The sequence below is a fragment of the Rubripirellula amarantea genome, assembly GCF_007859865.1.
Taxonomy (GTDB): Bacteria; Planctomycetota; Planctomycetia; order Pirellulales; family Pirellulaceae; genus Rubripirellula; species Rubripirellula amarantea.
In genome coordinates this window covers 3,608,148-3,620,563 of sequence record NZ_SJPI01000001.1, presented here as the reverse complement: position 1 = coordinate 3,620,563, position 12,416 = coordinate 3,608,148, and the positions used below count along the sequence as shown (strand labels likewise).

The window sequence follows — 12,416 nt, the reverse complement described above, 5'->3', positions numbered from 1 at the left end:
CGCGAAGCGTCAACTTGCCTAGCCTCAACCCATCGAAACACGTTATTTAAGCACTCGCCATCGGTATGCGAGTGCCAACCATCCTTTTAGGACACCTAACGAACGTCATGACCACGAGCCCCTCTGTTCCTTCAGCCAACATCCAAGTCAAACTCCCCGATGGCACCCTTGGCGAGCATCCGCCGCAAACCACGCCAATGGACATCGCTCGCAGCATCAGCGATGGTCTGGCCCGCAGCGTTATCGCGGCCGAGATCGACGGAAAGATCGTTGACGCTTTTCGAACGTTTGAAGAATTAGCCGACCAAACCGACGGCCCGCTGGAACTGAAGCTACTCACTTCGCGAGATCCCGAGGCGCTCGGTGTGCTGCGTCACTCGGCCGCGCACGTCATGGCTCGCGCCATCATGCGACTCTACAAAGGCGTCTCCTTGGCGTTTGGTCCGACCACCGAAGGCGGCTTTTACTATGACTTCGATCTGGAACATCGCCTGACCGAAGAGGACTTCCCCAAGATCGAAGCCGAAATCAAGAAGATCATCAAGGACAAAGAACCGTTCGAACGTTTCTCGGTTCCCAGGGATGAAGCTCGCAAGCTATGCGCCGACCTCGACCAAGACCTTAAGGTCGAACACATCGAAACCGGCTTGTCCGATCAAGAGACCCTTAGTTTCTATCGTCAGGGTGAATTCGTTGATCTGTGCCGCGGTCCTCACATTCCCGACGCCGGAAAGATCAAGGCGATCAAAATGATGAGCGTCGCGGGTTCGCACTGGAAAGGTGATACCTCCGGTCGCAGTCTGCAACGACTTTATGGCACCGCGTTCTTCGACAAGAAAGAACTCGCTGCTTACCTTGAACAGATCGAAGAAGCGAAGCGACGCGATCACCGAGTGCTGGGCAAACAACACGGATTATTTTCAATCAATCCCGAAGTCGGCCAAGGCTTGTGCTTGTGGTTGCCCAAGGGCGCTCGCGTTCGAGTTGCACTGGAAGATTTCTTGCGCAAGGAATTACTGTCGCGCGGTTACGATCCGGTTTACTCGCCACACATTGGTCGCGTGGAGATGTACGAAACCAGCGGTCACTTTCCGTATTATCGTGACAGCCAATTTGCGCCGTTGTTCGGTAGCGAAGTTGGTGGCATGCTCGATGCATGGAGCGAACGACTCAAGGATGACAAGCTTTCCAGTGACGACGAAGACAAGTTGATTGCGGCCGCGGAAGTGTTTGGCGTTAAGCTGCCCGACTACAAACCATCGGCATCGTCGGACAAGAAACGCGACGTGCTGAATGCTTGGCAACATGAACACGAGCGTTACCTGCTCAAACCCATGAACTGCCCACACCACTGCTACATCTTCAAGAGCCAGCCACGATCGTACCGGCAATTGCCGATGCGATTGTTCGAGTTCGGCACCGTGTATCGCCACGAGCAAACCGGCGAACTTAACGGGATGCTTCGCGTTCGTGGATTGACTCAAGACGACGCCCACATTTTCTGTACCGCCGACCAAGTCGAGCAAGAATTTAAGGCCACCATCGAGCTGACCAAATTCGTACTCAACGCAGTCGGGCTGACGGACTACCGCGTGCAACTGTCACTACGCGATCCTGACAGCAACAAGTACGTTGGAAGCGAAGAGAACTGGGACCACGCCGAAGGCGCGCTTCGTGGCGTGCTAGAAAACTCCGGTTTGGACTTCAACGAAGAACCAGGCGAAGCGGCATTCTATGGCCCCAAGGCCGACTTCATGGTCCGTGACTGTATCGGCCGTTCGTGGCAACTCGGAACCGTTCAACTCGATTACAACCTGCCCGAGCGTTTTAAGCTCGAATACAACGGTGCCGACAACAGTGCTCACCGCCCCGTGATGATTCACCGCGCCCCATTTGGTTCGGTCGAAAGGTTCACTGGCATGTTGATCGAACACTTCGCCGGCGCTTTCCCCATGTGGTTGTCGCCTGAACAGATCCGTGTGCTGCCATTGTCCGACAAGTCGCTCGAGTACGCTGCTGCGGTTTGCCGACAACTTTGCGATGCGGGTTTGAAAGCCACCGTCGACAACACCGGTGGCAAGGTGCAAGCGAAGATCCGTAACGCACAATTGGACCTGGTCAATTACATGGCCGTCGTTGGACCCAAGGAAGCCGAAACCGGTCAAATTGCCCTGCGAGACCGAATCGATGGCGACCTAGGATCCATGCCAACGGCGGAAGCGATCGCTCGTTTGCAAAAGGAAATTGCCGACCGTTCCGTTCGCCAAGTGGTGCAAGGTGCCAGCGCGGCGGCATCGGTCGAATCGTCCGCCGTCGGCGATGAGTACTGATTTGCACAGCCACATTTCCGTTCGCGGATGTCGCGTTCACAACCTTAAGAACATCGATGTCGATGTTCCGCGAGGCAAATTGATCGCGATCTGTGGTCTGTCGGGATCCGGCAAAACTTCGCTAGCCCTCGACACGCTCTACGCGGAAGGCCAGCGTTGTTACATCGAGAGCTTCTCGGCCTACACGCGACAGTTCCTTCAGCGAATCGATAAACCGGATTGCGACAAAATCGAAGGCATTCCACCTGCGATCGCAGTCACACGCGCCGGCGGATCGAAAACCAACCGCAGCACCGTGGCAACCGCGACTGAAATCGCTGACCATTTGCGTTTGCTGTTTTCCAAAGCCGCGAAGCTGTTTTGTTATTCGTGCGGTAATCCCGTGGTGGCCGACGATCCAGGTGTCGTTGCCGACGAAATGACCCAGATGCCTGAAGGGAGCCGTTCCATGATCGGCTTTCCTATCTGGCTATCCAATCGCACGGCAGCCAGCGAAATTTTGCTCGGCCTGCAACAGGAAGGTTACTTGCGATTGGTTGCCGGGGGCGAAACGTTTCACTTATCCGACGAGGATCGAGGGCGTCTTGCCGCCAAGGTCAAGAAAGGCGGCATCGAAATCGTGGTCATCGTCGACCGTGTTACCTCAAGTGACGAAGTGTCTCGACTAACCGAGTCACTCGAAACGGCGATGAATGAAGGGCACGGCCGTGCGATCGTCTTGACCAGCTTTTCCAGTGATATCGCCGGCGGTGATACCGCAACGGTTCAAGTCGATGGCAAAACTTGGGTGCGGCGAGTGATCAGCCGAGATCAACGCTGCGATGTTTGTGACATTGACTATCCGGACCCCGTGCCACGGTTGTTCAATTTCAACAACCCGCTGGGTGCCTGCCCGACATGCGAGGGCTTTGGGGACGTTGTCGATGTCGACATGGACTTGGTGGTTCCCGACAAGAACTTGACGTTGGCCGAGGGCGCTCTTGCTGTCTGGAACACTCCATCGTATGCCCATGAACTGGATGAACTGCTGGCTCTCGCGGACGACTATGATCTGCCTGTCGACGTGCCTTTCAAGAAGCTTAAAAAGAAGCACTTGAAGCTGATTCAACAAGGCGTGCCGGAACGAAAGTTTGGCGGCCTGGATGGTTTCTTTGCTTGGCTGGAACGCAAGAAGTACAAGATGCACGTTCGTATCTTCGCTTCGCGTTTCAAAACGTACTTCCCGTGCCCCGATTGTCATGGCAAGCGTTTCAAGCCAGAAGCTTTGGCTTATCGAATCGGTGAACGCAACATCGCCGACACGTTGTCGATGTCGGCGGATGAGGCCAAAGACTTCTTTCGAAACGTGAGCCTTGCAGCTCGTGAGCAAGCCATCGCTGATGAACCTCGCGAGCAGATTGTCGATCGCCTTGGCTACCTGCAAGACGTTGGACTGGGTTACCTGCAACTCGATCGTCCGCTACGAACACTCTCGGGTGGTGAAACGCAACGAGTCGCGTTGACAAGCGCCCTGGGCAGTAGCCTGGTCAACATGCTTTATGTGCTTGATGAACCAACGGCTGGCTTGCACCCGATCGACGTCGAACGCCTGTCGCACGCAATCGTCGGCTTGCGCGATCGCGGAAACACCGTGATCGTAGTTGAGCACGACGAGACGATGATTCGCTTGGCTGACCACGTGATCGAAATTGGCCCTGAAGCGGGTGTGCGTGGTGGCGAAGTGACGTTTGAAGGTACGAGCGACGAGCTTATCTCCGATGCCAAGAGTCTGACCGGACAATTCTTGTCGAATCAACGCGGATGGACGCTTCGTGATCGCGAAGTTCGAACGCCTCGTGGATTCATCTCACTTTCTGGCGCAAGCGGTCACAACCTCAAGAAGATCGACGTTGAATTCCCGCTTGGGCTGCTCTGCTTGGTGACCGGCATTTCCGGCAGTGGCAAGAGCTCTTTGGTTCAGGACACGCTCTACGGGGCGATTCGAAATCGACGTGGCGATGCCAGTGTGAAGCCATTGCCGTACGAGCATATCAAAGGGCTCGGTGCGATCGAAGATTGCTTGCTGGTAGACCAATCGCCTATCAGCCGCAGTGCCCGAAGTGCGCCCGTGACGTATGTGAAAGCGTTTGACGCAATCCGCAAAGTATTCGCGGGCACCGTGGAAGCGAGAACTAGAAACCTGAGTCCGGGTCACTTTAGTTTTAACAGTGCGAAAGGTCAGTGCCCACAATGTGAGGGTGCTGGTCAACTTGAAGTCGACATGCAGTTCTTAGCCGATGTGTCGATGGAGTGCCCGTCGTGTCAGGGGACGCGATACCGAGACGAAATCTTAGACGTTCGTTATCGCGACCTATCCATCGCCGATGTGCTAGACATGAGCGTCCAAGAGGCTGCTTCGTTCTTTCGCGGGCAGGACAAGGTGCAGGACCGGCTTAGCATCATGAAACGAGTCGGGTTGGATTACATCAAACTAGGCCAGCCCGCGACGACGCTTTCCAGTGGTGAAGGCCAGCGGTTGAAGCTTGCCGCGTTTCTTGCTTCGGCGTCCCGACGACGCACGCTGTTCATCATGGACGAACCGACCACGGGCTTGCACTTCGCTGACATCGTGCGTTTGGTGGATTGCTTCGATGCGTTGATTGACGACGGGCATAGCCTGCTGGTCGTCGAGCACAGCGCGATGTTGATCGAGGCGGCCGATTACATCATTGACCTGGGCCCCGGTGCAGCCGCGGACGGGGGTGACGTCGTGGCGACGGGCTCACCCAAAGAAATCGCCAAGGTCAAACGGAGCCTGACCGGCCAAGTGCTGAGGGATACCTGGAAACGTCGTACCGGCTAGAGCCCGGGTGGTTCCGGGGCTCAATCCCCCATCTTTGACGACACTTTTGCGGGAACCATCGAGGCGGTTGGCCGTCCAACCGATCAAGTTTCACGCCGGGTTGTCGTTTTTTCGAGAGCTATCGTCGCCAACTCGAGCGTACTCTGAGGACATCTCATCCTGTTCTGTGGACCCAAAATTCCAATTTGGTAAACAATATCGGTTGTGAGGAATTTATTCGTCTTGCTGCTTTTGCCGTGCCGACACTCCTCCCGATAACCCACTGTTTCGACACGCACGAACACGCTTTTCCCTAAGATCCACGATGCCTTCACGAACCAGTCATTCGATGACTCCGAAAGCCAATCGCAATTCAAAATCTCGTCTTTCGCTTAGCCGATTGCTCGGGGGCTTGTTCTCGCCAGGCTCGGACTCGCCCGCTGAACCCAAGCGAGGCCGACTGTTACTCGAATCGCTCGAAAAACGTCAATTGATGGCGGGCGACATGGAACTTTTGTTCACTGACGGCACCAGTTCCTCCAGCGAAGTGGCTAGCCAGACCAGTGGGCTACAGCTCGAGGGCGTCGGCGAAGGTGAAGCAGCACCTGACTTGGTCCAGTTTGCAAAAGACTTGGCTGCCAAGGGCGTTGAGTTCTATGGTGCGCATTGGTGTCCCGCTTGCACGGCTCAAAAAGAGCTCTTCGCCGACGGAAAAGATGACCTTCCGTTCACCGAAGTGACCGATGCCAATCGGCAATTCTTGCCAATCGCAGGTCCCACCCAATTGAATATCGTCGAGATCCCAACTTGGGACTTTCCCAACGGCACTCGTTTGACGGGCGTTCAATCACTCGCGGCCCTTAGCGCCGCCGCCGAGGTTCCGATCCCGACATCGGACCAGCCCACGATCCAAACCATTGGTGATTTGACGGTTCGATCAGGCGCTCCGCTTCACGTGCCGGTAGATGCGTACGATCCGGGCAACGGCCCCCTGACCACCACGGTCACCGTCGAAGACCCAACGCTGCTGACCGCCACGGTTCTGACAGGCAACCGTTCGATTCGAATCGACATGGCCACCTATGGCGACATGGTGTTCGAGTTGTTCGAACAACGTGCGCCACGCCCGGCCGGACGAGTGATTGAACTGGCCGAGGACGGTTTCTATGACGGACAGATTTTCCACCGCGTCGTCGATGGCTTCGTCTTGCAAACTGGCAGTCCCGATGGCAGTGGTTCGCTCGGGTCTACTCTCGGCACGTTCAGCGATCAATTCCATCCTGATCTGCAGCACATCGGTGAAGGAGTATTGTCGTTCGCGAAGACTTCGCTTGACGACACCAACAACTCGCAGTTCTTCATTACCGAAACCGACACGCGGCACCTAGACTTCAACCATTCCGTGTTTGGTCAATTGGTCGAAGGCTTTGATGTTCGTGAAGCAATCAGTTCGACGGCCGTCAACAACACCACCGAAAATCGGCCGGTGACGGATGTTGTTATCGAATCGGTAACCGTATTCGACGACACCGAAAATTCGGTTGTGATGCTTAAAGGCGTTGGGAACAAAACCGGAACCACCAATGTGACTTTCACAGTCACCGATTCAAACGGGAATTCCTTCTCGGAAACCGTTGCTGTGACCGTGGTCGCCGACACCGGTACCAACAGCAATGGCCAACCCTACTTGCTCGATATTCCAACACCGACGCCCGTTAGCGGCAATCAACCAGCCACGCTGACGCTCAGCAGCGTTGACGTCGAAGGCGACCCGGTGCAGTACTTCGCCAGCACCACATCGAACAATGCCACGGTGAACGTCAATCCCACGACCGGTCAATTGACCGTGACGCCAGTTTCTGGCTTCGAAGGAAATGTCTCAGTCACGGTTGGGGTTCGTGCCAGCGCGAGTTCCCCGGTCGACACGGAAGTGATCCAGTTCACGTTTGAAGGTGAAGGCGCGATCACGCCAACATCAATCGACTTGCAAGCTGGTTCAGACACGGGCATCAGTAACACCGACAACATTACGAATGCGGGCACACTTAGCTTCCTCGTATCAGGCACGGTAGCAGGCCAGCAAATCGAATTGGTCAATACGGCCAACAACGTCGTCTTGGGTACGGTGGTCGCAAGTGGCACTACCGCAGTGGTGACCACGAACAACTTCGCTGCTTTGGGAACCGGCACCTACAACGTCGCTGCTCGATCCAAAGTTGGAACCGATTCCAGCAGTTTGTCACCGGCTATCACAATCAACTACGACCGGACGCTTCCGAGTTCCGTGGTCGCATCGGCACTGAAAACCGCCAATGTCGGACGTCCGTACATATCGGACTTGGTCAGCACCGAAGAGGGCACCGGCTTGGTTTACGAAATCACCAGCGGCCCTACTGGTGCGACAATCAATGCGAGCACCGGTGTGATCAATTGGTCCCCCGTTGAATCTCAATTGGGAAGTCAATCGTTTGCGATCAAGTTAACCGATGCCGCTGGCAATGTTCGAAGCGAATCGTTCAATGTTGCCGTCGCGGGAGAACCGTTGGTTGAGATCTTGTTGGGAGTGACGGATACCCAAGGCAACGCGATCACTTCACTTGATGTTGGTCAAAAATTCCTCTTAACATTCACCGCTGCTGATGCTCGCTTGTTCAACAAACCCGGCGTGTTCGCTGCCTATGCCGACATCCTGTTCGACAGCACACTCGTTCGACGGGTCGCTGGTACGCCGATCCAGTATGCCGATGACTTTACGTTGACTCGAAAGGGAACGTTTGGCACAGGCATCATTGACGAACTCGGTGCGGTTAGCAGCCAGCTTCAAGCCACCAATGAAGCCCAGAGTTTGATCGCCACGATCGAAATGGAAGCAATCGCATCAGGCAGTGTCACGATTCGCAGTGCACCGGCGACGGACAGCAACAGCGAAACGTTGATCTTCGGTGTCGACGAACGAATCGATGCCGAAGACAGCATCTCGTATGGAAGCGTTTCGCTCGCGATCGGACAAAACTTTATCGTCCGACCCGATACGTTTACCGTTGCTGAGGACTCGGCAACGACTTCGTTCGACGTCCTCGCTAATGACGAAGTGACCGGCACTGGTTCGCTTAGCATTGTTTCGGTGACACAACCGGCATCTGGCGGCACCGTTGCACTTTCGGGTGGCAGCGTCAACTTTACGCCCGCAGCGAACTTTGTCGGCAATGCCGTGTTCACGTACCGAGTCAGCAACTCGACCGGGATTCAGCAAGATGCATCGGTGACGGTAACGGTCACCGGTGTGAATGACCCACCGACCGGTGTTGCCGATTCAGTCACCGTGGATCAGAACTCGACCAACAATACGCTTGATGTCCTCGCCAACGACAGTAGTGCTCCCGACACTGGCGAAACATTGACCATCACGGCCGTTTCAACGCCGAACAATGGCGGCACCGTCACGATCAATTCGACGAACAACGCGCTTGTCTACACACCGGCCGCTGGATACGTGGGTGGCGATAGCTTTACCTACACCTTAAGCGACGGAACATTGACGACAACGGTTTCGGTTAACGTGACCGTGATCACGGCGGATGATCCGCCCACCGCAGTCAATGACTCATTCTCGATCACCGAGGACGCTGCGTCGACGACTTACGATGTGCGAGCCAATGACACGCGGGACGCCGACAATCAAGCCTTTGTCGTCAACAGCGTGGGGACTCCTTCGCAAGGCGGAACGGCTTCGGTTAGCGCCGACGGTAACACCATTCGTTATGCTCCCGCAGCAAACTTCAACGGTGTCGAAACGGTGACCTACACGATTCGTGATACTGGCGGTGGGATTGCGGTGGGAACCGCGACGTTCACCGTTGCTGCTGTGAATGATCCGCCTCCAGCGTCCAACCTCACCCAAACGCTTAATCGCGGTGCCGGTGAAACCGTCGTGTTCCAACTCGACAATGCGATTAACGTCGACAGTGGTGAAACGCTTTCGGTGTCGACCTTCGATGCTTCGACAACCGCGGGCGGATCTGTGCGGTTAGATTCTGCAACCGGTCGCCTGTTCTACACGCCACCATCGGCGACGTTCTCGGGAAGCGATTCGTTTACTTACACGGTTGCGGACTCGACGGGCATGACCGCGACAGGCACGATCTCGATTACGGTACTCGACTACGTTGCTCGCGACATCGTTTACTCGATCACGGGATCATCGGCACTTCGACTAGGCTCATCGAACATCATGCTGCGAGGCAACAACATTCTTGGTGAAGAGGTCAACGTTGCCGGTACGGCTTCCAGCACAGGTGTGTCCTTCCCAGGTGTGTTGCCAGGCGAATACACGATCGAAGTTCCCGCTATTCCATTCTTGGTGGGCGGCGAACAAGCTCAGTCGATTCCCGTTTCCAGTGACGCCGACGATGGCAATGCCACAATTCAGAGCACATTGGGCACACTGCGACCGGAGTACATTTCGATTCGCGACTTCCTACGGTCCACGCCGCGGCAATCGTTGTTAGTCGCCGTGGCTCCCGGCCAATCGAGTCTGATGACGACAACCACGCCGTCGACGGATACCATCGAGAACGCGACGGCTCAATTGGATGCTTCCGGCCAGAACCTGACGATTCGAGGCACGCTGACCGACGCCACGACGTCGGAGGTCGAGAACATTGAAGTCACGCTTCCGGCTTCCAACGACCGCCGCGTGGAAGCTCGCGGCGAAGTCGACGGCCTGCGTTTGTACAAGGTCAGTGTCGAAGAAAGCGAAGTCGAGTTCACGACGACATCAACGACGACGACCACTGCGGCAGCGAGTTTGCTGACCCAAACGGCGTCTGAATCGGCTGAAATTGCGGCAAATTCGGCTGCCAGCACGAATTCTTTGACGCTCGGATCGACGGTCCCCGAGGCCGAATCGGCAGCAGTTTCGTCGACTAGTGCGGAAAATGTCTACGCACCAGCGCCCGAAGGTTCCTCGTCGTCGGCATTGGTGTTATCCACCGGTGAAGCGGACGTGTGGACTGATACTCCTGCCGACTTAGTTGATTCGCCAGCGACCGCATCCTTCGAAAACACCGCAAATAACGATGTTTCCGTGGATGCAGCGATGCAATCGGTGAGTGAACAACTGACTCTTCAGTCACGAACGGCCGATTCATTAAGCGAGAGCAAAACGCTTAGTGAAGAGGGAATCGACACTGTCTTGGGCGAGCTTGCTTGACGATAATCCGAGATCGGTTGTTTAGTGGTCCGTCAAGCCCCCATAATGGAAAGCCCGCAAATCGTTGGTTTTTTGGCGAAAGCCGGGTTGCAACGATTGCTTCGCGGACTTAACACTTTGCCCGTACAAAACACGTGGACGGAAATTTTTGCCGGCCCATCCCATCCCCTTGCTACTGAAGAAGGTTCACCCCATGGCGAAAGCTGCCGCAGCACCGAAGGCACCGACCAAGACTCAGATTTTGGCGAACATCGCTGAATCGACTGAACTATCGAAAAAGGACGTCGCAGCAGTGTTTGATGCACTGACCGCCGAAATCGACAAGGCCATCTCCAAGGGTGGTCCTGGTCAATTCGCGATCCCTGGCCTGTGCAAGATCATTCTGAAGGACGTTCCTGCAAAGCCAAAGCGCAAGGGCCGCAACCCTGCCAACGGCGAAGAAATCTGGCTCAAGCCAAAACCCGCTACCAAGAAGCTTGCCATTCGTCCTTTGAAGGGCCTGAAGGAAATGGTCTAAGTCGTTTCTCGACCCAGATTCATCTGATAAGCCGCAGTCACGTTGGTACGATCGCCACGTCACTGCGGTTTTTTTATGGCCAAACGTCAACGCACCGGTCCCAACGCACCGGTCCCAACGCACCGGTCCCAACGCACCGGTCCCAACGCACCGGTCCCAACGCACCGGGGCCCTGGGAAGTCGCCAACAGCAATCGCGTAACGAGCTTCACCTGAGTCCTGAGACCTGAGTCCTGAGACCTGAGTCCTGAGTCCTGAGACCTGAGACCTGAAAACCCTATCTCTCGATCACGGATTCAATGCGGACGGCCTTCTTGCCCTTGAAGGCGCCGATTCGTGCGTTGAACTTCGGTACGTCCTGAACCGCCAGCTCCATGGAAGCGGTGACCGCTTTTTCAGTCGTGATCACATCGCCAACAGCCAGCTCAAGCAAGTCCGCCGTTTTGATCTTCGATCGTGCAAGCGTCACCGTGATGTCCACCGGTGCATCGCTCATGCTGTGCGAGATTCGATCGCGAGTCTCCTCCGACGGATTGGCTTTTCCGTAGCCGACCCAACCATTGCGAGACAGCTTTGAATTGAACCCTTCGATGGTATTGAACGGAATGCACAGGTTCAGCATTCCGCGGTTCTTGCCCAACGCGACTTCCAAGCCCACCAAAATCACGACTTCGTTGGGCGGTACGATTTGCACCAATTGAGGATTGCTTTCGACCTTGTCGATCCCAAATTCGAGCTCGACGATGTTCTCCCACGATGTCTTGAGTTGCGTTAGAAACAGCTCTACGACGCGTCCCATCAAACGAGTTTCAATTTCCGTAAGCGGACGTCGAATGGTGTCGTTGGGATCGGGGTCGCCACCGAGCATTCGGTCGATGATCGCATAAGACAGTGTGGGCGAGATGTCGAGAATCCAGTTGCCTTCCAGCGGCGAAGCGGACAAGACATTGAAACAGCTAGGGTTATCGAGGCTGAAAACGAACTCGCTATAGGTCAATTGATCCACTGACAACAGTTTGACTTCGATCATCGTGCGCAGCATGCCCGAGACCGCCGCCCCGAAATTTCGCGCTAAAGACTCATGCAGCGAGTGCATCGCCCGCATTTGCTCTTTGCCGACTCGTTCAGGCCTCTTGAAGTCATAGGCCGTCACGCGGGCTCCCGCACCCAAAATCGAGGATTGCTTGCTGCGTGCGGTCGCACTGTGCTCGTTGCTATATTTTGGCTGCTCTGGCTTGGTCGGAGCCGAATCCACCGACTCCATCGCCTTTAGCAGGCTCTCGACTTGGTTCTGGCTGAGTGATTCTTCGGACATGGTCCTTATTTCCTAAACGGAGTTTCCCGACTTGGTTTCTACAGTGCAGCCCCACTGTGTCGCCAGATCGAAATTTGGCAGACGGACCGGCCCAGACCGCTTTGGAGGTCGACCTCGCAAGACGGCTGGGAAGAAGCCGCCGCAGTGTCATCTCCAGATCTCGGCATCCCGGCATCTGGCCTCGCTCGTGTCGGCCTTTCCGGCTATCACCCAGGTTGCCGT

Annotated in this window: 5 protein-coding genes; 4 read left to right on the top strand and 1 reads right to left on the bottom strand. The window is 55.6% G+C overall.

Annotation, left to right across the window (positions count from 1 at the left end; all coding sequences use genetic code 11):
* Positions 1-107: 107 nt before the first annotated feature.
* From thrS to Pla22_RS13115, 4 genes are all read left to right on the top strand, one after another.
* Positions 108-2,330, top strand: coding sequence for a threonine--tRNA ligase (gene thrS / locus Pla22_RS13130; protein WP_146515014.1), 2,223 nt, complete (start codon positions 108-110; stop codon positions 2,328-2,330).
* Positions 2,320-5,172 carry an excinuclease ABC subunit UvrA gene (gene uvrA, locus Pla22_RS13125; RefSeq protein WP_146515013.1) on the top strand — a complete coding sequence of 951 codons (2,853 nt, stop codon included), beginning with the start codon at positions 2,320-2,322 and terminating at the stop codon, positions 5,170-5,172. The genes thrS and uvrA overlap by 11 nt, the downstream gene beginning before the upstream one ends.
* A 304-nt stretch (positions 5,173-5,476) precedes the next feature.
* The gene (locus Pla22_RS13120; protein WP_146515012.1) at positions 5,477-10,363 is read left to right on the top strand and encodes an Ig-like domain-containing protein; all 4,887 of its coding nucleotides are present in this window, start codon (positions 5,477-5,479) and stop codon (positions 10,361-10,363) included.
* A gap of 193 nt (positions 10,364-10,556) precedes the next feature.
* A complete protein-coding gene (locus Pla22_RS13115; protein ID WP_146515011.1) occupies positions 10,557-10,880 on the top strand; it encodes an HU family DNA-binding protein in 324 nt (107 codons plus the stop codon).
* 276 nt (positions 10,881-11,156) lie between these two features.
* On the opposite strand, the gene fliM is transcribed toward Pla22_RS13115, so the two are convergent.
* Positions 11,157-12,194, bottom strand: coding sequence for a flagellar motor switch protein FliM (fliM, locus tag Pla22_RS13110; protein WP_146515010.1), 1,038 nt, complete (start codon positions 12,192-12,194; stop codon positions 11,157-11,159).
* Positions 12,195-12,416: the final 222 nt, after the last annotated feature.

What these genes read in the sequence shown, in the direction of transcription:
- fliM (WP_146515010.1), bottom strand. Translation starts at nt 12,194, where the DNA reads ATGTCCGAAGAATCACTCAGCCAGAACCAAGTCGAGAGCCTGCTAAAG.
- uvrA (WP_146515013.1), top strand. Translation starts at nt 2,320, where the DNA reads ATGAGTACTGATTTGCACAGCCACATTTCCGTTCGCGGATGTCGCGTT.
- Pla22_RS13120 (WP_146515012.1), top strand. Translation starts at nt 5,477, where the DNA reads ATGCCTTCACGAACCAGTCATTCGATGACTCCGAAAGCCAATCGCAAT.
- Pla22_RS13115 (WP_146515011.1), top strand. Translation starts at nt 10,557, where the DNA reads ATGGCGAAAGCTGCCGCAGCACCGAAGGCACCGACCAAGACTCAGATT.
- thrS (WP_146515014.1), top strand. Translation starts at nt 108, where the DNA reads ATGACCACGAGCCCCTCTGTTCCTTCAGCCAACATCCAAGTCAAACTC.